A 24,471-nucleotide genomic window follows, 5' to 3' on the forward strand; every position below is an offset into this window, starting at 1 on the left:
CTTGGTTCTTTTTTATTCGTCTCTTAATGCTACAATTGGTTTCACTCTAGCAGCTCTTCTTGCAGGAATATATCCGGCTATTAATCCTGATAAAACCAAAATGATTGTTGCCGCAATAATTGTCCCTTGACTTACACTAGGATTGGTAATGAACCAATCTTTCAATTTGTCTCCCATAGAGTTGAGCACAAAATTTCCAATCAGTAGTCCAATATATCCGAATATGAGCGTAACCACAATGGTTTCTTGTAAAATCATCCCAATTACTGCGCTTGGCTTTGCTCCTAATGCTTTTCGAATTCCGAGTTCTTTGGTACGTTCTTTTACGATATATACCATTATATTACTAATTCCGATAACACCCGCAAGTAACGTCCCAATCCCAATCCAGAGTACTATGATTTGTAACACATTGGCAACTTGCAATGTATCATTCAGGTCTTCAACTTTATTTTCAACATGGATACCATTTCGGTCGCTAGGGGCAATATTGTGTCTCTTTTTTAATGCTCTTTCTATTTCTTTAGAAAGTCTATCGGCACCAGCAGCTCCTATATTTATATCATACATTAAATTGATTTGATCAATTTTTTCGGTGTTTTTATGGATAAGCTGCGTTGTACTTACAGGTGTGTATATTGTACGTTCCTCTCGATCGCCACTACCTTTGTCGCTAAATACTCCAACTATACGATACACGATTTTATTCATGCTGAAATATTTCCCAACAGCATCTTCTGTCCCAAATAAATCTTTTTCAACCAAACGACCTATTACCGCAACTCTAGCATCTGTTTTGATATCGTTTTCATTAACATAACGTCCTTTTTCGATATCGGTTTGTTCCAAATATTGATGTGATGGATGCACAGCACGCACCGTATAGTTTCCGTATTCACTTTTATATTTTGCCACGACTCCTTTGTAAACACGAGCTGTAATATGCTGAATACGTCCTGAGAATTTTTCTTTTAGGAATTCTAAATCTTCATTTTCAAATTCAATGAGTCTATCTTTTTTGAAACCTTTGAATGGTTTTTTAGCAAAACCAGGCTCTATAAAGATGGTATTTTGTGCGTCATCTTGAAACGCTTCGTAAAATGTGTTTTTGAGACCATTTCCCATTCCGAAGAGAACGGTAAAAATTAAAATTCCAAGCGTTACCGTGAAACCTGCCAAAAGCGTTCTTAGCTTGTTTTTATTGATTGTTTGTAATATTTCCCGCCAACGGTCTAAATCAAACATATTCCGAAGCTCTTACTTGTTGTACAAATTTATCTTCTTCTATGACACCATCTTTCAGCATTACAATACGTTTTGTCATATCGGCAATATCATGTTCATGCGTTACTACAAGAATGGTTTTCCCTTCATCATTAATGCCTTGAAGAAAGTCCATCACTTCGTAAGACGTTTTGGTATCTAATGCTCCTGTTGGCTCATCGGCTAGTAATACTTTTGGTTCTGAAGCCAGCGCACGCGCAATTGCCACACGTTGTTTTTGTCCACCAGAAAGTTCACTTGGCAAATGGTGTGCCCAATCTGCAAGTCCAACTTTTTCTAGATAGTATAATGATTTTTCTTTTCTAATTTTTCGCGGAATTCCTTGATAGTATAATGGCAACGCAACATTTTCGGCTGCATTTTTATAATTGATCAAGTTGAAAGATTGAAAAATAAATCCTAAGAATTTATTACGATATATAGCTGCTTTTTTTTCGCTTAAATTTTTGATTGGAACGTCATCTAAGACATACGAGCCTTTATCGGCTTCATCAAGCATTCCAATAATATTTAGTAGAGTAGATTTCCCTGAACCTGAAGAACCCATTATGGATACAAATTCACCTTCTTTTATATCAAGATTGATTCCTTTTAGCACGTGAAGTTCATTACTTCCCATTCGATAGGACTTGTGCAATTCCTCGATTTGAATCATAATTGGTTAGGTATTAGTTTAACACAATATTACATATTTGCGGCTACAAGTGTTATTAATATTCTGTTAATCTTATTTTTGATTGATAAAACTATATATAAGACTACCTAAACGTGATTTCGTTACAAAAAATTATGTTTTTTTCACTGTCTTTTTCTTACTGTACACTTTGTACAAGTAGAATCCTGTAAGCGCCACAAGAATGTATGGAATTGCCATAAGGTATACAATTCCATTATTGACACCTTTGGCTTGAGATACATTTTCTTCCGATTCTAATACAGCTCTACACATGGCGCATTGCGCATCTAACGGAAGTACCGCCAAAAAAACTAAAATAAGTAAGACACTATATTTCTTTTTCATTATTGAGCGGCATTTAATAATTCTTCAGCTGTTTTATAATACGGAGAAATCATCAAGTAGACAACAACTCCTGTTATTGCAACGTACAACCAAATTGGAAAGGTAATTTTTGCTATTTTTTTGTGCTTATCAAAACGCTTTGCTAGTGCTTTTACATAAGTAATTAATACCAATGGAATAATAGCGATACTTAATACAATATGTGTAATTAAGATGAATAAATAGATTCCTTTGATAAATCCTTCTCCTCCAAATTTTGTGGATTCAGAAGTCATGTGATACGCTACATACATTGCCAAGAATGCTACAGAAAGTCCAATGCATATTTTCATTAAAGTTTCATGCAGTTTTACTTTTTTGTTTTTGATAGCAATTACAGCTGCTATTAATACAATTGCTGTAATCCCATTAATGGTTGCATATATTGGTGGTAAAAACGTTAATGGTTTTACACCTTCTAGTTTTACACGGAATAAGATAGCAACTACTACAGGAATTGCTACAGATAGTGCAATGATTAACTTTTTATATTTCTTTTCAATGTCGTTTGTCGCTTCCATAGGTTTTACTATTCTTCTTCTAGTAAGTTTTTAATATCTTGTTTTAGCATTTCTACTTCTGCTGGTTCTGTTCCTTGATAATACACCATTAAACTTCCTTGCTCGTTATTACGCGAACGAATAAATCCGTTTTTGTCTATTAAAGCAAAGTAACCTTGATGTTCAAATCCGCCAGCCACTTCTGGATTGATTCCTGCAAATATGTTGAATCCTTTGTTTGAGAGTTCGTGTATTTTTTTTAAATCACCTGTTAAGAAATGCCAGTTGAGTGATTTTACACCGTAAAGTTCTGCATATTCTTTTAATTTTTTCGGTGTGTCTGTTTCTGGATCAATCGTAAATGAAGCTATAGCAAAATCGTCTCTTTCATGAAATTCATCGTCTAGTAGACGCATATTATTATTCATTACAGGACATATTGTAGGACAACTTGTAAAGAAGAATTCCATTACGGTTACTTTCCCTTTAAAGTCTAGATTTGAAATTTGTAAATTGTCTTGATTTGTAAATAAGAACTCAGGAACACTTTTCGCTTTCCCTTCAATTTTGAGGTATTTTAGTTTTGAATTTCGTTCTTTTCCGACAATATTCAAACGATCTTTTTCGGTTGTTTCGCCTTTGCTTATTTTGTCTACAATTTTAGGAATGAATATAATTCCAAAAACCAAGATGATAAACGCGATTCCAATATATGAATAGTTCTTTTTTTGCATTGCTTTATTTTTTCAAATCCTTTTCTCTTCTTTTGTCTGATCCCTTACTTTTAGATTTCCCTCTGTATTCTTCAAATAGAATTCGAATATCATCCGTCATTTTACCTGAAAGTTCTGAAACCATCGCTGTATTGTAACCGTAGAGCATGTATGGCGCTACTCCACCTTCACGCAATTCAACTTTTGATCGATCATCAAAGCGCCCACGCAAGTTTTTATCTTTATCAATAACATACACATATTCAGAACTCAAATTTTCGTCCAATTGTAACGGAGATTCTAATCCATAAAAGATACGTTCAAGTTCTTCTTTTTCTACAATGACAAAGTTCCAGTATTTAAGTTCGTCTGCAAAACGGCTAATTTGTTGTTTTAAGCTTTTTATTTCTTCATCTTGTCCAGGTAGCACAAGCATTACTAATTGAAAGTGTTTAAAGCCACTAAAGCGCTTGTATATTTTTTGATTGAGCGTTAATATATTGAAACCTCTCTCTTTTACACTAGCACCTAAAAATCCTAGAACGGTAATTTTTTCATCAAATTGAATTGTGTCTTTCTCTTCATAAGATTTGTAATTCACCAATTCGGCTACATTATTTTTAATAACAGGAAGCGGCGTATAGTTGTGCTTCGTAAACAGGAGAATTAATACGATTGTTATAGGTAATAAGAATAAAATTCCTAAAATGGCCTTTTTTTTCATCTGTGCGTATTAATGTTTATAAGTCAGTGATCTAGCAATTACAAAGTAGCTGATTTTCAGTGTTTTTTTCTGCTAAAATTTTCTTAGTGCAAAAATAAAAATCGATTCGCTATTTACAGCTATAATCTTTCGTTTTTTTTATTTTTTGATTGCTTTTCAGCAAGAATTAACATCTGTTGTTTTAGATATGATATAGAAGTTGATGTTTTTTTTACTAGCTTAATTCGTTCTTTAAAAATTCATGTATAAAAAAAGGCAGTAATTAATTACTGCCTTTCCTCTATATGTTTTGTGTCATTTTAAAAATTCCACTTTATATATCCATTTGTTTTTACACCTTCAATATATGTTCCTTCTTGTAATAAGATAAACATTAGGTAACATATTAAGAATATTCCTGTCCAAACAATAGATCTTCTTAAAGAACTTTTTTCATCACGCAAGTGCATAAAGTCCCAAGCAATGTAATATGCTTTTACTAAAGTTAAAATGATAAAAATCCAGTTTAGATATTTCATTCCAAGAAGATAGTTCTCCGTAAGGAAAGCTGGTTTTACAATACCTAATCCAACTTCTACAATTGTTATTAGAGATAAGAAGATCAATACGCCCCAAATTTTCTGAACGTTTGATTTGAACTTTAATGTTCCTCTAAAAATTGCTAATTTATGTTCAGCATGTCCGTGATCGTGTGCCATGATATATGATAATTTCTTTGATATTTTTTTTTATTAAACTAGGTAGAAGAATGTAAATACGAATACCCAAACTAAATCGACAAAGTGCCAATAGAGTCCAACTTTTTCTACCATTTCGTAATTATTCTTTCTTCTGTCGTATGTTCCTAAGATTACATTGAAGAAGATAATGATATTGATTAATACTCCTGAAAATACGTGGAAACCGTGGAATCCTGTAATAAAGAAGAAGAAATCTCCGAATAGTCTGTTTCCATACTCATTATGCTCAAGATTGGCTCCTTTTACATATTCTACTGCATTTTTTAATGCTTTTTCAGATTCTGCTCTTGTTAACACACCTTTTTGCCCAGTTTGATCTGCATTTACATACATGCTTTCAAAACGTGCAGCTTTTGCCGCATCGGCTGGATCTCCAGAAGCTTTTAATCGCTCAATATTCGGCATTAACTCTTGTGTACGAACAGCTAAGTTTGACTTTGCATTGAAACCAGTTACAATATCTTGTACTGAGTATTTTGGTAATGCTGGTTCTGATTCAAACCACAGTCCATCTTTACTTTCATGTTGTACTCTTACCTTGTGAGAGACTTTTGCAAAGTCGTCTACAGAAACTCGATGCATTTTTTCATCGCCTTCTGCCATGTTCGTATCTACAAACTGGAGAATTTGACCACCTTTTGTCTCTACTGCTCCGTAAGAACCTTGAATGAAGTTTGTCCACTCCCAAGCTTGAGAACCTAAGAATATTGCTCCACCAATGATCGTTAAGAACATGTAAAAAGTTACTTTCTTCTTATCGTTATGGTGCCCAGCATCTACAGCTAATACCATTGTTACAGAAGAAGCAATTAATATAAATGTCATTAAGGCGACAAAGTACATTGGATTATCTCCATGCGAACCTGGAAAGTGATTGTAGACTTCATCGGCAATTGGCCATGAGTCAATGAATTTGAATCTTGAGAATCCATACGCAGCTAAAAATCCTGAGAATGTTAGTGCATCAGATAACAAGAAGAACCACATCATCATTTTACCATAGCTGGCGTTGAGCGGTTTGTTTCCGCCTCCCCAAACTTTACCTTCTGTACCTGTATTTGAAACAGTAGCTTCCATAAAAAGTTAACATTTTTAAAAAATTGTTCAAATTTACGTTTTTTTCTTATCTTAAGAAATATAAAAATAAAAACAAGAAGACCCACAATATATCTAGGAAATGCCAGAACATTGCACCTAGTTCTAAACCAAGTGTTTGCCCTTGTTTATACTTTTGTTTAAAATGATTATAAATTACAACCAATAACACTATAATACCAGCTGCAACGTGCAACAAGTGCGTTACTGTAATAATATAGATGAAAGAGGTTGTTACTGTACTTTGATCTCCGGTGAAATAATACTTACTAGCAATGATTTCATTGAAGCCCGCAAATTGTAAAATCACAAATGCAATTGCAAGCACTAATGTAGCTATTAAATATAATCCTGTAGCACCTTGCAAGCCTTTTTGTGCTGCACTTTTTGCTAAGTGAAACGTAACACTACTTGCTACAATTACTAATGTACTATAGAAGAAAGCCGTTGGCAACACAAGTGTTTGTAACCAATCTGGACGTTCTTGACTTACAATGTATGCACTTGTAAGTCCTGCAAACATCATAAACATGCTAATCATAGCAAACCACATCATCATCTTTCTTGATCTTGCTTTCTTTTCTTGAAATGTCCCTTGCGTTAAATCCATAGTTTATTGTAAAAATTTATCTACCACAAATATTATTTGCATTAGTGTAATATATCCAACACTTGCTAACATTAATGCTTTTGCAGATTTGTCGTCCATATTTTTATATAATCGGATTCCATAGTATAACAATCCAATTCCTGATAAGAATACTAAAACTGCTGCAACAACCGATAATTTTAATTCACCTGTAAGTCCAGAAACTGGAAATATAGAAATTAAGATTAACCAAGCTGTATACATTATAATTTGCAATGCGGTTGCTTTATTTTTTTTACCAGTAGGCAACATAAAAAATCCGCCTTTTTTGTAATCGTCAAATAAAAACCATCCTATTGCCCAAAAGTGAGGAAATTGCCAAAAGAATTGAATCATGAATAATATTCCTGGTTCAATACCAAATTTATTTGTTGCTGCTACCCAACCTAACATGAATGGAATAGCGCCTGGCAATGCACCAACAAATACTGCTAATGGAGTTTTCGTTTTTAATGGAGTGTATACACACGTATATAGGAAAATAGAAATTGCACCAAACATTGCTGTTTTTGGATTGATAACATATAAAATTGCAATTCCTGATATTGTAAATACTGAAGCAATGATGAATGCTACTTTAACCGACATACGACCAGATGCTACAGGTCTGTCTTTGGTACGATCCATTTTTGCATCTAAGTCTTTTTCGATTATTTGATTGAACGCATTAGAAGCTCCAACCATAAAATAACCTCCTAAAGCAAGTAAACTAAGCACTTTGAAGCTAAAACCATCTGCACCAACAGCCAATAAGTATCCTGCTAATGAAGAAAAGACTACGCTTATTGCCAATCCAACTTTTGTGAGCTGTTTAAAATCTTCAATTATAGAAGCAAATGAGTATGTTTTTTTGAGTGTATTCAATGCCGTTTTCATCAACCTTACTAAATTCCTGCAAAGATAGAATACAAATCCTTTGTATGCAATGATTTTCAAAGAGTTTTACTGCATTTATCAATAGTTATTGCTTTTCAATTTTTATCTTTAGAAAGGAAGCGTGTTTTATAACGACTATTGATTCAAATTTATAGGATGAAATGAGTCAAAATTATTGATTAATTTTAACGAATTGATCCTTGGGAAATCCTATCAAACCTAATTAATCAAAAAAAACAAACAGATGAAATTTCTAAAAACTACCCTATCATTTATTTTTTTATGTTCAATTTCTATTGGATTTGCACAAAAGAAAGAAGTTCAAATTAAGGTAACTAAAGTCACAGACCATGTATATATGTTAGTTGGACAAGGTGGAAATATTGCTATTTCTGTTGGAGAAGATGGTGTTTTTATGATTGATGATCAGTTTGCTCATTTGACTCCAAAAATTCTAAAAGCTATTCAAAGTGTCACAGATAAACCTGTAGAATTTTTAATTAATACACATTGGCATGGCGATCATACAGGTGGAAATGAAAATATGCAAAAAGAAGGTGCTGTTATTGTTGCACATGAAAATGTACGAAAACGCATGAGCATGGATCAGTTCAATAAAGAACGTAATACAACCAAAAAAGCATCCCCAAAAGATGCCTTACCAGTTATTACGTTTTCAAAAGATGTTTCTTTCTTTTTTAATGATGAGCGTATTTTTATATTCCATGTTCATGAAGCTCATACAGACGGTGATGCAATGGTTTATTTTACAGAAAGTAATGTTTTACATACTGGCGATGCTTATTTTCAAGGAAAGTACCCTTTTATCGATTTGAATTCTGGAGGAAGTGCACAAGGTTATATTGCAGCAATTAAAAAAGCATTGCTCGTTATTAACGATGAAACCAAGATTATTCCTGGGCACAGAAATCTTTCTAATAAAGCAGAGTTACAATCGTATTTGGAAATGCTAAAAAGCATTGAAAAGAATGTAATGGCAGAAATTAAAGCAGGTAAAACAGAAAAAGAAGTAACGCAAAACACGTCCATCACCAAAAAGTATGACGATTTGGGTTACGGTGATTGGTTTATATCTGGCGAGGTTTTAAGAAAAACCTTTTACAGAAGCTTAAAAGAAACCAAGTAATATTCTATAGTTTACAATAATAACACCTGCTATTAAAAAGGAAGCACAACAAAGTATAAATACAGGGTATTCTTTAACAGTATAATTTGCTCCTCTTTGACGTTTGTAAACAGCTAAGTCTAGTGACTTATATCCTAAATAAATAAATGGTATAATAAGTAGTAAAATGAAAAAAGGTTCAATCATTCTAAATATAGGTTTGGGCGTACAAGAAAGGTTAAATATCTTGTGGTTAATTTTTTTCGAGGCTGTAACAAATTTAATAAAAAAAATTAAATAGCAATGTTAAAAATCGAAATACCAATTAAAAATATCTGTACGAATTCCAAAATTAAACCAAGTTGTGTTCTCTTTAAAGTCAATTAAGGTGTTTGCATCAGGATTGAAGCTTCTGTAGGTAATATTTGCAAAGATTTTTAAATTGGTTTTTGGGTTTACAATGTATCCAACATTTAAATCTCCTATAAGCACATTTGTTTTGTTTCCTTGCAATAATTCAACACCAGTATCACCAATACGATTGTCATTATCAATAAAAATATTGCTTCCGTAACTTGCATTATCAATGGCTGGATCAAAATCCAAACCACGCTGCCCATAAATTAGTTTTGCGCTTCCGTACCAACGATCGCGATTATAACGTGCAATTCCAACAACTTCTCGGAAATTTGCGCCCCATAAATGTGCTAACGATTGATTGTTGTGCCCATAATTTGTAGCTACTTCATTGTGTGAATAGGTATACGGACGCACTTGATTGTATTCAAATTGTAATAATAAGTTATCTACCTTGAATGCATTGTAATATTTTGCTCCTAATTGAAATCCAAACTTATTTTTCCAACTTTGATTCCCTGATTTGATATCATTTAGTGAAAATTCATCCAATATGAACTGACCATAAAAATTTACATTGTCATTCCATTTATATTTTGAACTCAATCCAACAATAGCATTTCCTGCACGCGAACCTGTAGAAAACTCTATAGCGCGGTAGAATATGATTGGGTTTACATAGTTAATATCAAATCCGCGATTGTTGTCATTTTTCCAAATTACCGACTCAAAGAAACCAATGTTTAATTTTTTAGAAACATTCCAACTTAAAAAATGGTTGGCAATATATTTTGTTAAGAATGCGCCATCTTCATTGACTTCTGGTCGAACGTCACGTAACCACATCCATGTGTTTGTATATTTTATTTTCCAGAAAGAAGTGTTTAGCTTTAGGTATGGGTAAGGACTTACAGCATCACTTACAAATAGTGAGCGATATCCATCTCCAATAAAGTTTCTCCCATGACCAAACTGCACGTTGAATGTTTTGTTTGGCGAGTATGAAATATAACCTTCTGCTACTGGATAATCGTACGCATCTGTTTTGAATTCTTTGGCAATTCCACGTCCTGGAATAATTGCTGGGTTCCCTCCTGCTGGCCGAATGCTTTCAGCGTATCTATTAAAATAATCTGCAAATCGTCCTTGACTTTCAAAAATTGTTGCCGAGAAATTGAATCCTTTCCCCAAACCTCCTTGCACTTGAATTCCTCTGGTATTATTGTATGTGTAATCTACTTCTCCTCCTGTGTTTTTACCAAGTTGCAAGTCTAAAATAGGATCTAACACAAACCAATAGTTTTTTCCTTTTACAGTTACTAAATGTTCATTCCATAGTTTACGTCCAACCCAAGAAGAAGCGTCTTTTTTAAGTTTGACTTGCTGTGCATTAAAATCGTAGTAATTGGAAACTGTATTGTATAAAAATGGTTTAGATGCTGTATGACTGTTTGTTCCAACCAAATTGACTTGGCGATCAAAGTATGCGTACATATCATGCGAAAACGGAATGTTTAGATTACTTGCATACAACTCGTCTTTATACGGTTCTAATTCTTCATTTACAGCGTCGAATTCTGTTTTTGCTATAGATTCCAGTTCGTTTTCGTTTTCCTCTAGCGTTTTAGGTTTTTCAATAGCTTCTATACTTCCAAGTGGAATTTCCAACTTCATTGTAAATTGGATATAAGCAGGTTTACCACTATAGGTTGATGGTTTTACAACTGGCAATAAACTAAAGACACGTTTTATTTCTGTTTTTAATTCTTCATAAACCGCATCTACATATAAAACTTTGAAAGCTCCTTTTTTAGTAACTTCAAATAAAACCACCAATTCACCAGTATAATTTTCTTTACTGATAATCTCAGGCTGTTTAAAATTAGTATTGATAAATGTTCGTAATGTAGTATTAAAGCAATTTTCAAGATCTGCAATTTCTACATTTTCACATTCAGTAAATACAGGATATTTTTCATAATCTTCATTAGATGATGTTTGCGCTAATGCGGATTGAAATACTAAAAATATGAGTAGATAAATTGACGTTTTGAGTCGTTGCATATTTGAGGATTTATGAATGCGAAAGATACTATATTTTCATAAAATTTGATTGATTCCTCGTTGTTATGATCTTAGATTTTTAAAAAGTGTCGCTATTTTTAACAGTCTTCAAAAAATTTTGAAGTGTTTTTTTCGTTATTTTTATATGAAAAGTATCAAAAATTAATACTATTCACCTTAAAAAAGCGAATATATGACGATAAATGACATTAATTCAGCTTAATAAAAGCTCTATAAATTAGTTTTTCGTACTTTTGTATCATACTTTCTGATTAAATGACCTTTGTAAGTCTTGGTAACATTTACAAAAGGCTTTAAGTTGACATTTTTCATAATAATCGGTTTTAATGTTAATGTAATGATATGTCACAGAAAGTATACCTAAAAAACCGAGTTAATAACTCGGTTTTCCTTTTTTTATATCTTTTACCTCTTTTGTATTTTTCTTAATCTACTCTAAACATTATAGGTAATGTATACTTTACCTTCACGTTTTGATTTCTTTGCTTTCCTGGTTGCATTTGAGGAAGCAACTTGATAACACGTTCTGCTTCTTTTTGAAGTTTTGGATGCGGTGCACGTGATTGAATTCCGGTAACATTTCCGTTTTCATCAATTATAAATAATACATTGATTCGTTTTACACCTTCTTCCAAACCTAATTCGTTTGCTAAATCAACATTAAATTTACGTTTGATAAGTTTGTCGATTTTTTCAGACATACATTTTTTTCTTTCCTTCTTACTCTTGAATTTTTCGCAACCTGGATATACTGGTGCATCTTCAATAAAAGCAAAAGGAACTTCTTCAATAACCTCCTCAGTATCCGCTACTTCAACATTACTTGTATCTACAAGCGAAGTAACTTCTTTTGGCTTTGTTTCTGTTTGCAAGACTTGATTTTTAATCGTAGTGTCATTATCTACAACCTTAATTTCATCTGTAACCGTTGTTGGCTTAATTTCAGGTTCTGGCTCTGGTTCTTTTACCACAACCACTTCTTCTTTAAAAGTTGGCATAGACTCCATAGTATCATCTACCACATCTTCAAGTTGCACTACTTCGGGTGCAGCTTCCGTTGTTTGTACTTGAAATAGTGTGTAAACAATAAATAAACTCAGCATGAGGCTCACTGAGAATCGTAAGAACGTGTTTCTTTCTCCTTTGAGTTCGTTCTTTTTAGCAAGGTGACTTTGATGTACACCATTTGCATTCACATCTGTTTTGTGATTTGCATTTTTCATATTAATCGGTTTTAATGTTAATGTTGTGTTAACATCAAGAAACGTACCAAAAAGAAAAAGCCTGAGCAAAATGCTCAGGCTTTTTTATATTTTAATGTTTTCTTAACTTATTGTACTTTGAAAACGATTGGTAACGTGTAATTTACACCTACTGGCTTACCTCTTTGCTTACCAGGCTTCATTTTTGGAAGACTCTTAATTACTTTCTCAGCTTCTTTAGCTAATTTAGGATGCGGCGCTCTTGAACGCACATTTGTAATATTTCCTTGTCTATCAATTTTAAATACAACAAAGATTTTTTGTACTCCTTCTAAATCTAGGTCAGAAGCTAATTCTGTGTTGAATTTTTTATTAACGTGCTTTTGCACTTTTTCAGACATACATTTTTTTCTTTCCTTCTTACTCTTGTATTTTTCACAACCTGGAAAGATTGGTGCATCTTCAATTACTGAGAATGGTACATCTTCAATAACTTCTTCTTCTTCTTCTACCACTACATCTTCAACTTCTTCGATTACCTCATCTTCTGTTGTTTCTGTAGATTCTATTACCGTTTCTTCCACTTCCTCTTCATCTTCTACAACTTCGATGATTTCAGGAGCTGGTGGCGGTGGCGGTGGTGGTGGTTGTGTTAACTGTTCTGTGACGATCATTTCTTCCTCGTCATCTTCAATTAAGTCAACTGTCTCTTCTTTTGCGACTTCATCGTAAGCTGTCCACTCCATACCTTGCCAAATAAGGAATGTAACTAATGCCAAACCTAAAGCTAGATAAAATAGACTATTTTTTCTTAAGTCAGCACTCGGATTCTTCTTTGCTTCCATAATAATATAGTTTTAATCGTTGCTAATTTAATTATTTATTAGCAGAAATAACAATTAATTCTGCGTTTTTAACTTTCTATTTTTCGCAACTCCCCATTTTATAATGAAAATTGCAAATATTATACCAGTTGTGTTTGCAAGTACATCTTGCCAATCTCCCTGTCTTGTTGTTACGAGTGTTTCTTGCATGATTTCCACACTAACCCCATAAATAAAAGCAAAAGCTGCACTAGCAATTAATGCATTCTTTCGCAATGTATCATTTGTTATTCCTTTTAATAAGGCAAAAAACCAAATTACGGTGAATAAAAAATAAATTACTCCATGTATGAGCTTGTCTGAATACGAAAAGTGTAGTACCTGCGGTCCTTTAATCTTTATTAAGCTAAGGATTGTAATCGCAACAGTCCATCCAATGGCTATGACAGAAAAGATATATTTACGCACCAATTAGCTCTTTGTAAGCTTCAACGCTTAATAAGTCGTCTACTTCAGAAGCATCTTTGATGTTGATTTTAATCATCCATCCATCTCCATAAGGATCTGTGTTTACCAATTCTGGATCGTCTTCTAGTTTCTCATTAAACTCAGAAACTTCACCGGTAAGTGGCATAAATAAATCAGATACTGTTTTTACAGCTTCTACTGTTCCAAAAACTTCATCTTTTTCAACTTCTTCATCTAAAGTATCAACATCAACATATACAATATCTCCAAGTTCTTTTTGTGCAAAGTCCGTAATTCCAACAATAGCAACACCATCTTCGATCTTAATCCACTCGTGGTCTTTTGTATATTTTAATTCCGCTGGTATGTTCATTTCTTTTGTGTTATTTGTGTTATTTAGTGTTATTTTGAGCAAAAATACTTTTTTCTATTTAAGTTTTCAACCTCTATTATTGTTAATTTCCAAAATTATATCGAAGTGTAATTCCTGATCGAATTGTAGTTTGTGGAAATGCCGTAGATACTGCAAATTCAGAGAATGTGTGATCGTAGTAGAATAAGGCAGTTAAGTTTCTACTTAATGCATAATCTGCTGTGAATTTTAGCGACCATAATGTTTGCCCTGCAGTTATTTGATTGTTGAATAAATCTAAACTTCTTATGATGGTAACATTATCTCTTAATGATAAATCAGCTTTTAAGTTTAAGTCACCTTTTAACGTTGTTTTCTTACCTGCAATTCGCGTATCGATACGAACATCTTTGAAACGATATCCTAGTCCAACAATATATTCGTTTCCTGAAACCTCCGTAAGCAAGTTGTTATCGAAACTTAAAGATAAAGCTCTATCGCGTTTTACTTCCGCCAATATTTTAACTGAGTTCTTCATTTCAAGATCAATTCTAAGCAACGGATTAAACTGCTCTACTAAGTTGATGTTAGAGAATATGTTTTGATTGTGGAAGTTTCCTCCTTGATCTTTATTTGAATCTGCAAATGGATTTGCCCCATCGAAATCTAAGTTGTTTCTAAACGAGTTGATTGTATAGCTTGAACGATATCCATGCGATAATGAGAAACGCTTGAAACGCTTTTTAAACCATTTTAATCGCATTAAACCAGTATACTTTATTGTCCAGTTTGGAATTGGCACATCTCTAAATGCTCCAAGTTTTACATCGTTTGCATCTTGTCCAGAATACGCTGCTAAGAATGCTGGCAATAATACTGCTTGATTCGTTTTTCCATATCCATCAGGGAAACCATCACCATCTGTGTCGGTTAATGGTTGTCCGTTAGCAATTGCCAAACGTCTTGCAATAATTTGTCTGTTATTTTCAAAATCTGCAAATGTTGCCGATTGGTCTTCATCACTTTTAGCAAACGCAGTTTTTATTAACAATGTAGAGATTCCGAAGTTTCCAAAAGTATTTCCTGCACCATTTGGCGATAAAGATGTATACTCTCCATTTTGAACGCTGAATTGCTCCGAGAAGTTTTCTGAAAAGTTACGATTGGCAACTAAGTCAATTTTTAAATCTCTCATTGGCTCAACCATCGCAGTAATGTCCAAGTTTTTGTTATGTACTTGTGTGAATTGCTGGTTGAATCCAGTAAACTCTGTTAAGTATCCTTGTCGTGCAGCTTCATATCGAACATCTGCTTGACTACCAAATACGAAGCCAAATGATGGCTTTAAAGTCCCAATAAATCCAATAGACGGCGTATATCCTGGCAATACTTTACCATTGTTTTCAGAATAACTAATATTGATACGCTTCACACTTCCAACTACATCAACTATCGTATTGAATATTTTTGTCCCTGCACTTGCTTTGCTAGATGTCTTTTTGTCGTCTTGCGCTGCATTCTCACCTGGAACTCCTGGTCTACGCGCATTTTTACTACGAAGATTCGTTTTACGATTTCCTTTACGCTTTCTAACAAAACCTATATACTTATAGAATTTCGTCATATCTAAAGTAGCATTCAAGTTATGCGTATTTGCATTTTGAATCGTATTTATACGTTCTCCTGCTACGTCCTGCAATACATCAGAACCACGTTGCCAGTTAAAATCTCCTGTATAACTATATGTAGCTGTTAAGAAGCTTAATGTTGGAATTTTATTTAGCGGTAAATCATACGTTAATTGTAACGATTGTGTATGCGTGTTTGGATCTCCAATATCCCAGAATCCGTCCCAAATTCCAAAGTCAGCATTAATATCACCGTTTTCATCAAAGTAATTATTAACAATATTATTATTTGCCGCTGTAAAATTGAAACGCAATGAGTTTGTCAAATTATAATTAATCGCATACGACCAATCAAATAAGAAGTTACGTTGCTGTAAACGCGGTAAGTTTTCGGCTTGCGCATCTGGCAATAACGGATCTCTATATATTTGATCGTTAAAACTTCTTGTAATGTTTGAGTTTAACGAAATACTTGTTGGCAATGGATTGAAATTAAAGTCTTTTAACCATTTCCAATACCTTCCTGTAAATACAGAATCCATTTTTTTGAATGGTTCAATTGATTTTGGTTGAAAGTTAAAGTTATAGTCTAATCCTGCACGAACATTTTGATCACGTAACGATTTGATTTCGTAATCGTGATGTTCTGTTTCGTTGTATGAATACGATAATGTTAAGTTCTCTACGTCATAGAAACGAGCTTTTTGCTCAGCTCCTCTTTCTTTACGAACACCTATAAAGTTGATACTTTTTCGTTTGGTATAACTTATTGCTTCTTCTTCAATTCTATCTCTTTCCGCTTGTGTTTCTGCCAAATCCAATCGATCTTCCAAACGAATATCTTGATAGAACGGATCGTATTCTGGAGTAATTATTTCTTCTCCTATACTATAATTGAATGGAATTTTGACTCCCCATTTTTTTGGAAGCAATTGCCCTAAACTTACGTTGGTAACAACATCATATTGCTTTACATCTTCTCTGCTTCGATCGTTTGGCGATTGTTCAATGTTTCCAAAACCAACCGTACTTATTCTTCCCGTTGCAGAAACCGTAGCAAAATCTGCCAGATTCGCATCTAATGAACCAACTGCTGCCCAACCTCCACGATTTTCTAATTCAGCTAATCGTAATTCGTTAAACCAAAATTCACCACAAATTGGAATTCCACCAATAGGTGTATCAGTAGCATCTAAACCTGTAGCCGTTGAGTTTTTAATACCAACCATTAACGAACGCACACGACCAATAGTCGGATTACCAATAATAGCAATACGCATGCGCTCATCTGCGCCATACGGTGCAAATTGGTTTATAATTTCTTCTGCCGCCTCATTATAGTAAGCAACATCTGTAGCACCACTCGCATTGTTGAAGTTTGCCGCTTTGATTCGTGTTAGCAATGCTAATGGGATGTCAAATTCGTTTTTCCAAACATCTTCTGGCGACGATTCGTTGTCTAATGTAACATTTAATGGAATTTCAACTTGATAATAGTTTTGAGTAAAGTCATTACCAAATCGTATAAATGCCACTGCTTGTTCATCGGCAAGTTGCTGCGTTTGTCCAAAGAGTGATTCTGCATGGACAAACATTTTTAAGTTTTTATATTGTCGTAAATCAATGTCAATATTTTTGAATACACCACGCGAATCTCCTGCTTCTAAATCGCATAAAACCATTCCGAGTGATTGTTCGTTTTGACGAATTACAGTGTTGTTGTTATTTAATTGTTCACGAACAACTCCAGGAGGAACTACATATCCAATTGGTAATTTGTTTGAGTTTTCTTCAATGTTTACAATATTTACATCAAACTGCGTTGTAGCATCTGCACCATCTTGTGGATCGTCACCGTTGTCTTGTAATGATAAATTGTAACGTCTCCAATCTCCACGAATTAAATCAAGTGTTCCAAAACGTAGTACTGTTCGCTCATTAAATCCTGTCATATACATACGTATAAAACGAATAGCTCTTAAATCGTCTAAAGAAATTTTGTCGTCAGTATCTTGTTTGTAAAAGTCTGTGATTGGAATTTTAAACTGAACCCAACGTGATTCAATAACGCCTCCATCTGGTGTTTCTCTTGAACTTGTACGCTCATCCGTAATATAACTTGTTGCTGTACCAATACTTGGATTGATTGGAATTCTGAATTGGAAATAGTTATCAATCGTGTTCATTGTTTGATCTCGGTTGATATCTTCTACATCAGGAACCGTTGTAGAACCTCTATTGGTATCTGTTACCGTAATTGGCGAGTTTCCTTGTGTACCGTTGTAGTTTTTATAACGCTCCAGTACATCTCCACTAGCATTTAAGAAATATTGATAGTTATCTGCTGCCGGATCGGCTTCTGTTGCATAGTTTGTATATTTCCCTGCTTCTTCTGTATCATTTAAACCATCTAAACCAATATCTTGTACTTGTCGGTTGGCATCTTCTGAATCGAAAGCATATACTAGCGATTGTGTTTGTGGCACTTGTCCCCAAGCAGTTTCTGTAGTTAAAGGGTTTACCGCATCGGCTTCTGGCAATCCATTTTCGTATTGTTTACGTCCATCTTTTAGAATATCTTCAGAAATATTACCAATATTTAGGACTAATTCTCCACCTGTACTTGTTGTGTTACCTGAAGAGTGATAAGGATCTAATACCCAAAATTGAATGTATTCTACATTTGCTTGTTCGAAGTTTGTCGTCGTTATAGGACGCATAATTCCTGCCCAATTTCCTTGATCTGGTTGCGTAGCAAAATTTGGATTGTTGTTATATGGTCCTCTTTCACTTGGATAGTATGCTAAATCTAATGTAGTTTGTACCGTTGTTTGTCCACGAGCAATATCTGTTTGTGGAAATATTTCTTCTACAAAGATTCTACGTGTTTCACTTGTAGAAACCTCAGCTGGCGAAATTCCACCTGGCGCTTGATTTCCATAAAAAATAGGATCAATCGTATACCATGCTAATTTTGCTCTGTTGTAACCGTATTCTAATTGATCGTTTCCAAATTCTCCACCTAAGTTATCTCCTAATGTGTTTCCAGCTGTTCCTGGTGTACTTGCTAAGAACCAACCTAATGGCGATTTTATATCAATCGTAGATTGTGCTCCTTCAAAATCATCTACATACGCAGTTGCTTCTCCTTGGAAGTCAGCATTTTTAGGACTACCTGGCAATAAGTATGCAAATTCTCCACGAACGGAAACGTTTGAAACTACATCTGTATCTATGTTTGGTAATTTATTTACCAATCGTGTTAAGAATGGAACTTCCGTAGAATAGTTTCCATTAAATCCAAATATAGAGTTGTTTACAGGTTCTGCTCCATAGTTTGCTTTTTGTGTTATTGGTCGCTCATTCAAGTTTAAATATGTAGCTCCAATTAAGAAGTTTTCATTGAATTGATGCTCAATGTTAATTCCTGTAAATCGTTTGTTTTGCTGACCGAATAATGAGTTGTTCTCTACAGAAACATCAATTGGTGTGTTAGATGCTTTTAAAGCTTCATCTAAAATTTGCACACGTCCTAATTGATAGTTTACTGTATAATCTATTCCTTCTTGTAATACACGTCCACCAGCAGTTACTACAACTGAACCTCTTGGCACATTGAAAGCTCCAAGTGGAATTCCGTCACCACCTTGCGACTTGTAACGTCCTTTTAATTGGAATTTATTCAACTCAGCATCGTCCAAAGCTCCTGCTTTGGTTTCTGTATACATGGTTCTGTATACATATTTTGATTGGTTCCCATTGTAACCTGTTGGAACATCGTAGTTTTCCCCAACACCATTTCTTAATTTTTCAAATAGATATTCTCCAAATGGTTCTACCGTAGTAAATATAATTCGTCCAAATTCTTGATCGACCGTAATTCCAGGCATATAATCAAAGAAACCATCTCCACCAGATTGTGGGTTTTCATAAATATCTAATCTATCTAAATTGAATACTCTTAATAATATTTCATCAGCTACATCTGCAGGTAATGCAGGTGCACCTTCTGCGGCAGTAATATAGTTTACTGGAGAAGGATCTGTATATAGAATGTTTAATCTAAAATCTTCTGGACTTAATTGATATGCATCAGTTGAGTAGATGTTTTTCATCATTAAATCCCAGATTGGATCTTCTACTTCAGTAATAGCACTTTTTAAGAGTTTTACAACTAAGTTTTGATTTTGAATTTCAGTTGCATTTCCGTCAGCATCTGTGTTGGTCACTTGTGTTGCATCAATACCTCCATTTGCAAATTCACCAACTTGGTACACTTGACCGTTTGCGGTATACTGGAATGCTACAGCTAACACTTCATCATTACTTAAACGCTGGTTTAACGAAATGTATCCTAATTTTGTATCAACTTTATATTCGTTCTCATTCAGTTTTCGTGCATTTTCTAAGTACACATAATCAAAACCTTGTTGAACGCTCGTAGAAACAGCTCCAAAACCTTGTTGAATTGTAGCAATATCTCTGATTGATTCTTGTAACAATGACCCAGCTCCAATGGTTTCTGGGTTATAATTGTTATTTTCATTATCTGGGAATGCTCCAGGAACCGTACCGTTAAACACAAGTGCTTGCGTGGTTCTCATTTTATCAGGGTTAGATTCTCCTAAATCCTGTAAACCTACAATATTACGCACGTTTTGTGTTTGTGCTGATCGATTGGTTACCCAAACTTCTACACGTGTAATTTCTACAGGTGTATTTTTAAATGGATAATTTGCTAAAGCCGTATCATACGTATCTCTAAAGTATTGTGATAAGAAGAAGTGACGATCTTCATCGTAGTCTAAAGCAAATAATGCAAATTCTTCTATAGTTCCGCCACCTTGCGCAGTAATTGTTCTTGTTTGCGAACGCTGTTCAGAGAATACTCCTGTAAATCGTGTTTTTCCGAATTGTAGTTCTGTTTTAAAACCAAATAAACTTTGTGCTCCTGTAATTAAAGAACTGTTAAGCGGCATACTTACGTTACCTACTTCTATTTTTTGCAGAATATCATCTTCCGTTGGCGTATATTCTAATTTGATTTGATTTTGGAAGTCAAACGTAGATTCTGTATCGTAGTTTGCGTTAATTTTTAATCGTTCACCTACTTTTCCTAATAAACTTAAGCTAATTCGCTGATCAAAGTCAAAACTTAAGTTACTTCGGTTTCTAGGCGATAAAGCAGGATTGTCATTTTTTTGAAAACGAACTCCTAAATCTATTGCTACCGAACCTTGTGGAATTACCTCAATAGTGTTTCCTCCAAAAATACTTTCAAAGAAATTAGAATTGATCTCAAATATGGGTAATAAATTTTTTAGTGCATCTTCCGAACCTTCTTTTTTACCTGAAATTGCATCAAGCTTTTCCTTAAAGTAGCCTTTCATACTTTCTTTAAGCAATAACTCACGATATTGTTCCGGCGTTAAGATGAGCGGATATCTAATATCGTAGTTACTTACCGTTTCCGTATAGATGTATCGATCTATTTTTGGGTCATAGGTATATTTTGAGACAATGCTTTTTGGATCTTTTAATTTTATTTTTCCAATTGCATAACCCGTTTTCGTTGAATCTTGCGGCGTTGTCGTCGGTTCTTGCGCTGCTAGAATGGTGCTAAATAACAAAATAAATACGACAAGCGTATTTTTAGTGTGTTTTGTTATTAGGTTGGTAATGTTTTCCAAAGTAATTATAAGTTTTTTAATGCCATTTTTATCAACTCTTCTACACTTCCGTTCGGCATTTCTTTAATTATTTTATCGAGTACTTTTTCAGATTGCTTTCTTGTGTAACCTAATACTTCCAAAGCAGATAACGTTTCTTCTTTGTTTGTATTGCTTTGAGACATTGAAACTTCGTCAAGATCGTATAATTTTATGACTTTATCCTTTAATTCGATGATTACACGCTGTGCCGTTTTAGCCCCAATACCTTTTACGCTTTGAACAGTTGCTACATCTCCAGAACCAATTGCTTCACATATTTGTTGAGAATTTAAAGAAGACAGCATTGTACGTGCTGTGCTAGTTCCTATTCCTGAAACAGAGATTAGTAAACGAAATACAGCGCGTTCTGCTTTCTGAAAAAAACCATACAACGTATGCGCATCTTCACGAACATGAAGGTGCGTGTATAGTTTTATATTTTCTTGATTTGGAAGTTGCGTATAGGTAGTAAGAGAGATATTGATAAAGTATCCGACTCCATTGCATTCTATCACCACATCTGTTGGATTTTTCTCTACGAGCTTCCCTTGTATATGCGTAATCATTTATTAGTTGCTAGTTAAAGTCCCAAATGTAATAAATTTATTCACATTTATTTACCCATTTACGCCATTAATATACTAATACGATATACTAATCCTATTTATAGTTCTTCTTTTTGCTGTCGCCACTTTTCTTTTTCCTGCGCATCTACTACTACAACCGCTGCCATATTGATGATTTCATTAACGCTTGCACCAAGCTGTAAAATGTGTACAGGTTTACGCATTCCTAGCATTATTGGGCCAATAGAATCGGCTTTATTTAACTCTTTCATGAGTTTATAGGTAATGTTAGCAGCATCAAGATTAGGGAAAACAAGCGTATTTACTTCTTTTCCTGCAAGTTTTGAGAATGGAAATTTTTCTGCTAGCATTTCTCTGTTTAAAGCAAAATCCGATTGTACTGCACCATCTACATTGATATCTGGATAGTATCTATGCAAATATTCTACTGCCTCTCCTACCTTACTAGCGTTTTCGTGTTCAGACGAACCAAAGTTTGAATAGGACAACATGGCAATATTTGGTTCTAAACCAAACATTTTTACCGTTAACGCAGTCATTTGAGCAATTTTTGCCAAATCGCGCGCAGACGGATCAATATTTATAGATGTATCTGATAAGAATATTGGTCCACGTTCGGTAATCATTAAGTTTGTCGTTGCCGCTTTTCGCACGCCTTTTGCCGTTCCAATAAGCTCTAACATTGGCTTTACAACTGTTGGGTAACTTCTAGAGTATCCAGATATTAATCCATCTGCATAACCATTATTTACCATCATTGCTGCAAAATAGTTACGCTCGCGCATTTTCTTTTGCGCATCAATGATTGTAACTCCTTTTCGTTTTCGTGATTCCCAATAGATTTTTGCGAATTTTTCACGCTTTTCAGTTTGTTCATCACTTTTAGGATCAATGATTTCTACATCTCCATCAAATTCTAGTTCATCTCTGAGTTCATGAATTAGTTTTTCATTTCCTAAAAGAATCGGAATCCCAATACGTTCATCATATACATATTGCGCAGCTTTTAAAACATCTAAATGGTCTGCTTCAGCAAATACAATTCGTTTTGGATTGGTACGTGCTCTTTTATGTAATAATCGAATGATTTTGTTATCTGCTCCAAGTCTGTGCAAAAGCTCATCTTCGTAACGCGCCCAATCTTCTATAGGCTCGGTAGCTACTCCTGAATCCATTGCTGCTTTTGCAATAGCTGGTGGAATTTTAGCAATTAACCTTGGGTCAAATGGTTTTGGAATGATGTATTCTTTTCCGAAAGTAAGTTTCGTTTCTGCATAGGCAATGTTTACTTGCTCTGGCACTGGCTCTTTTGCTAATGCAGCAAGTGCTTTTACAGCAGCCATTTTCATTGCTTCATTAATCTTTGTAGCACGCACATCTAATGCACCACGGAATATGAATGGAAAACCAAGTACATTGTTTACTTGATTAGGATGATCGGATCTACCTGTTGCCATGATGATATCATCACGTGTAGCTATTGCTTTTGCATACGGAATTTCTGGATTTGGGTTTGCCATTGCAAATACAATTGGGTCTGCGCTCATACTTAATAGCATGTCTTCTGACACCATATCTGCTCTAGATAATCCGATAAACACATCTGCTTGTTGCATTGCTTCTTCTAGCGTATGAATATCTCTATCTGTAGCAAATTCTAATTTTTGAGAAGTAAGGTTGTCTCTATCTTTTCTTATCACACCTTTACTATCTAGCATGACTATATTTTCATCTTTTGCTCCAAAAGCTTTATATAGTTTTGTACAAGATATTGCTGCTGCACCTGCTCCATTGACAACAAACTTAACTTCTTCTATTTTTTTATTTACTAATTCTAAAGCATTGAGTAATGCTGCCGCAGAGATTATTGCTGTACCATGTTGATCGTCATGCATAACAGGAATATCCAATTCCTCAATAAGTCTTCGTTCAATTTCAAAAGCTTCTGGTGCTTTGATATCTTCTAGATTGATACCTCCGAAGGTTGGCGCAATATTTTTTACTGTTTCAATAAATTTATCCACATCTTTTGTATCCACTTCAATATCGAATACATCAATATCTGCAAATATTTTAAAGAGTAATCCTTTCCCTTCCATTACAGGTTTTGAGGCTTCAGGTCCAATATCTCCCAAACCTAAAACTGCTGTTCCATTGGATATTACAGCTACTAAGTTTCCTTTAGTAGTGTATTTGTAGACATTTTTTTTGTCTTTTTCTATTTCTAAACAAGGTTCTGCTACTCCTGGAGAATACGCTAAAGATAAGTCACGTTGCGTAGAATATCTTTTTGTGGGAACTACTTTTATTTTCCCTGGTTGCGGTTTTGCATGATATATAAGTGCTTCTCTTCTTTTACGCTCTTCGTTGCTTTTACTCATTATAAGATGGGTTTCGTAGCCGTTTGTTGGTTATTAACTGCTGACACTATGAATTGGCTAATTTAAAAAGATACATGTAAAGGAAAAAATTTAATATACTTTCTTTAGT

At 34.2% G+C, this 24,471-nt stretch carries 19 protein-coding genes; 1 reads left to right on the top strand and 18 read right to left on the bottom strand.

The genetic code is table 11. From position 1 onward, the window contains the following. Positions 1–12 precede the first annotated feature (12 nt). The 10 genes from ACRBBL_RS06625 to cyoE all read right to left on the bottom strand — a co-directional run bounded on the left by ACRBBL_RS06625 (position 13) and on the right by cyoE (position 7,641). A complete protein-coding gene (locus tag ACRBBL_RS06625) occupies positions 13–1,245 on the bottom strand; it encodes an ABC transporter permease (protein WP_431368233.1) in 1,233 nt (410 codons plus the stop codon). After that, positions 1,238–1,939, bottom strand: coding sequence for an ABC transporter ATP-binding protein (locus ACRBBL_RS06630; protein WP_431368234.1), 702 nt, complete (start codon positions 1,937–1,939; stop codon positions 1,238–1,240). The genes ACRBBL_RS06625 and ACRBBL_RS06630 overlap by 8 nt, the downstream gene beginning before the upstream one ends. A 132-nt stretch (positions 1,940–2,071) precedes the next feature. Then, positions 2,072–2,305 carry a hypothetical protein gene (locus ACRBBL_RS06635; RefSeq protein WP_431368235.1) on the bottom strand — a complete coding sequence of 78 codons (234 nt, stop codon included), beginning with the start codon at positions 2,303–2,305 and terminating at the stop codon, positions 2,072–2,074. Beyond that, positions 2,305–2,865 (bottom strand): DUF420 domain-containing protein, encoded by a 561-nt coding sequence (locus ACRBBL_RS06640; protein WP_431368236.1) that lies wholly within the window; start codon positions 2,863–2,865, stop codon positions 2,305–2,307. The genes ACRBBL_RS06635 and ACRBBL_RS06640 overlap by 1 nt, the downstream gene beginning before the upstream one ends. 8 nt (positions 2,866–2,873) lie before the next feature. Next, complete coding sequence (locus ACRBBL_RS06645) at positions 2,874–3,578, bottom strand: SCO family protein (protein WP_431368237.1); 705 nt, start codon at positions 3,576–3,578, stop codon at positions 2,874–2,876. 4 nt (positions 3,579–3,582) lie between these two features. Beyond that, complete coding sequence (locus tag ACRBBL_RS06650) at positions 3,583–4,281, bottom strand: hypothetical protein (RefSeq protein WP_431368238.1); 699 nt, start codon at positions 4,279–4,281, stop codon at positions 3,583–3,585. A 299-nt stretch (positions 4,282–4,580) separates the two neighbouring features. After that, entirely contained in the window at positions 4,581–4,979 is a 399-nt protein-coding gene (locus tag ACRBBL_RS06655; RefSeq protein ID WP_431368239.1) for a cytochrome C oxidase subunit IV family protein, read from the bottom strand. A 33-nt stretch (positions 4,980–5,012) separates the two neighbouring features. Further along, positions 5,013–6,098, bottom strand: a complete 1,086-nt coding sequence (locus ACRBBL_RS06660; RefSeq protein ID WP_431368240.1) for a cytochrome c oxidase subunit 3 — start codon at positions 6,096–6,098, stop codon at positions 5,013–5,015. A 46-nt stretch (positions 6,099–6,144) separates the two neighbouring features. Beyond that, complete coding sequence (locus tag ACRBBL_RS06665) at positions 6,145–6,726, bottom strand: cytochrome c oxidase subunit 3 (RefSeq protein ID WP_431368241.1); 582 nt, start codon at positions 6,724–6,726, stop codon at positions 6,145–6,147. A 3-nt stretch (positions 6,727–6,729) separates the two neighbouring features. Then, positions 6,730–7,641 (bottom strand): heme o synthase, encoded by a 912-nt coding sequence (cyoE, locus tag ACRBBL_RS06670; RefSeq protein WP_431368261.1) that lies wholly within the window; start codon positions 7,639–7,641, stop codon positions 6,730–6,732. A 244-nt stretch (positions 7,642–7,885) separates the two neighbouring features. On the opposite strand from cyoE, the gene ACRBBL_RS06675 reads away from it, so the two are divergent. Further along, positions 7,886–8,788 (top strand): MBL fold metallo-hydrolase, encoded by a 903-nt coding sequence (locus ACRBBL_RS06675; protein ID WP_431368242.1) that lies wholly within the window; start codon positions 7,886–7,888, stop codon positions 8,786–8,788. A gap of 285 nt (positions 8,789–9,073) precedes the next feature. Here the strand turns inward: ACRBBL_RS06675 and ACRBBL_RS06680 are convergent, their stop codons facing one another. The 8 genes from ACRBBL_RS06680 to ACRBBL_RS06715 all read right to left on the bottom strand — a co-directional run bounded on the left by ACRBBL_RS06680 (position 9,074) and on the right by ACRBBL_RS06715 (position 24,362). After that, the gene (locus ACRBBL_RS06680; RefSeq protein ID WP_431368243.1) at positions 9,074–11,188 is read right to left on the bottom strand and encodes a gliding motility protein RemB; all 2,115 of its coding nucleotides are present in this window, start codon (positions 11,186–11,188) and stop codon (positions 9,074–9,076) included. A gap of 446 nt (positions 11,189–11,634) precedes the next feature. Then, the gene (locus ACRBBL_RS06685; RefSeq protein WP_431368244.1) at positions 11,635–12,432 is read right to left on the bottom strand and encodes an energy transducer TonB; all 798 of its coding nucleotides are present in this window, start codon (positions 12,430–12,432) and stop codon (positions 11,635–11,637) included. A 107-nt stretch (positions 12,433–12,539) separates the two neighbouring features. Further along, positions 12,540–13,256 carry an energy transducer TonB gene (locus tag ACRBBL_RS06690; RefSeq protein ID WP_431368245.1) on the bottom strand — a complete coding sequence of 239 codons (717 nt, stop codon included), beginning with the start codon at positions 13,254–13,256 and terminating at the stop codon, positions 12,540–12,542. A 54-nt stretch (positions 13,257–13,310) separates the two neighbouring features. Next, positions 13,311–13,703: a VanZ family protein gene (locus ACRBBL_RS06695; protein WP_431368246.1), complete on the bottom strand. Its 393-nt coding sequence runs from the start codon at positions 13,701–13,703 to the stop codon at positions 13,311–13,313. Next, the gene (gene gcvH / locus ACRBBL_RS06700; protein ID WP_431368247.1) at positions 13,696–14,076 is read right to left on the bottom strand and encodes a glycine cleavage system protein GcvH; all 381 of its coding nucleotides are present in this window, start codon (positions 14,074–14,076) and stop codon (positions 13,696–13,698) included. Before gcvH ends, ACRBBL_RS06695 begins: the two co-directional genes overlap by 8 nt. A gap of 82 nt (positions 14,077–14,158) precedes the next feature. Further along, a complete protein-coding gene (sprA, locus tag ACRBBL_RS06705) occupies positions 14,159–21,373 on the bottom strand; it encodes a cell surface protein SprA (protein WP_431368248.1) in 7,215 nt (2,404 codons plus the stop codon). Between the two features lie 5 nt (positions 21,374–21,378). After that, on the bottom strand, positions 21,379–21,960 hold the full coding sequence (ruvA, locus tag ACRBBL_RS06710; protein WP_431368249.1) for a Holliday junction branch migration protein RuvA: 582 nt from the start codon (positions 21,958–21,960) through the stop codon (positions 21,379–21,381). A gap of 98 nt (positions 21,961–22,058) precedes the next feature. Next, positions 22,059–24,362 (bottom strand): NADP-dependent malic enzyme, encoded by a 2,304-nt coding sequence (locus tag ACRBBL_RS06715; protein ID WP_431368250.1) that lies wholly within the window; start codon positions 24,360–24,362, stop codon positions 22,059–22,061. Positions 24,363–24,471 lie beyond the last annotated feature (109 nt).

This window comes from Kordia sp., from assembly GCF_050633145.1.
Taxonomy (GTDB): Bacteria; Bacteroidota; Bacteroidia; order Flavobacteriales; family Flavobacteriaceae; genus Kordia.

Coding starts and splice junctions, on each gene's coding strand:
- ACRBBL_RS06635 (WP_431368235.1), bottom strand. CDS start 2,305: ATGAAAAAGAAATATAGTGTCTTACTTATTTTAGTTTTTTTGGCGGTA.
- ACRBBL_RS06690 (WP_431368245.1), bottom strand. CDS start 13,256: ATGGAAGCAAAGAAGAATCCGAGTGCTGACTTAAGAAAAAATAGTCTA.
- gcvH (WP_431368247.1), bottom strand. CDS start 14,076: ATGAACATACCAGCGGAATTAAAATATACAAAAGACCACGAGTGGATT.
- cyoE (WP_431368261.1), bottom strand. CDS start 7,641: ATGAAAACGGCATTGAATACACTCAAAAAAACATACTCATTTGCTTCT.
- ACRBBL_RS06680 (WP_431368243.1), bottom strand. CDS start 11,188: ATGCAACGACTCAAAACGTCAATTTATCTACTCATATTTTTAGTATTT.
- ACRBBL_RS06660 (WP_431368240.1), bottom strand. CDS start 6,098: ATGGAAGCTACTGTTTCAAATACAGGTACAGAAGGTAAAGTTTGGGGA.
- ACRBBL_RS06665 (WP_431368241.1), bottom strand. CDS start 6,726: ATGGATTTAACGCAAGGGACATTTCAAGAAAAGAAAGCAAGATCAAGA.
- ACRBBL_RS06675 (WP_431368242.1), top strand. CDS start 7,886: ATGAAATTTCTAAAAACTACCCTATCATTTATTTTTTTATGTTCAATT.
- ACRBBL_RS06650 (WP_431368238.1), bottom strand. CDS start 4,281: ATGAAAAAAAAGGCCATTTTAGGAATTTTATTCTTATTACCTATAACA.
- ACRBBL_RS06645 (WP_431368237.1), bottom strand. CDS start 3,578: ATGCAAAAAAAGAACTATTCATATATTGGAATCGCGTTTATCATCTTG.
- ACRBBL_RS06715 (WP_431368250.1), bottom strand. CDS start 24,362: ATGAGTAAAAGCAACGAAGAGCGTAAAAGAAGAGAAGCACTTATATAT.
- ACRBBL_RS06655 (WP_431368239.1), bottom strand. CDS start 4,979: ATGGCACACGATCACGGACATGCTGAACATAAATTAGCAATTTTTAGA.
- ruvA (WP_431368249.1), bottom strand. CDS start 21,960: ATGATTACGCATATACAAGGGAAGCTCGTAGAGAAAAATCCAACAGAT.
- ACRBBL_RS06625 (WP_431368233.1), bottom strand. CDS start 1,245: ATGTTTGATTTAGACCGTTGGCGGGAAATATTACAAACAATCAATAAA.
- ACRBBL_RS06685 (WP_431368244.1), bottom strand. CDS start 12,432: ATGAAAAATGCAAATCACAAAACAGATGTGAATGCAAATGGTGTACAT.
- ACRBBL_RS06630 (WP_431368234.1), bottom strand. CDS start 1,939: ATGATTCAAATCGAGGAATTGCACAAGTCCTATCGAATGGGAAGTAAT.
- ACRBBL_RS06640 (WP_431368236.1), bottom strand. CDS start 2,865: ATGGAAGCGACAAACGACATTGAAAAGAAATATAAAAAGTTAATCATT.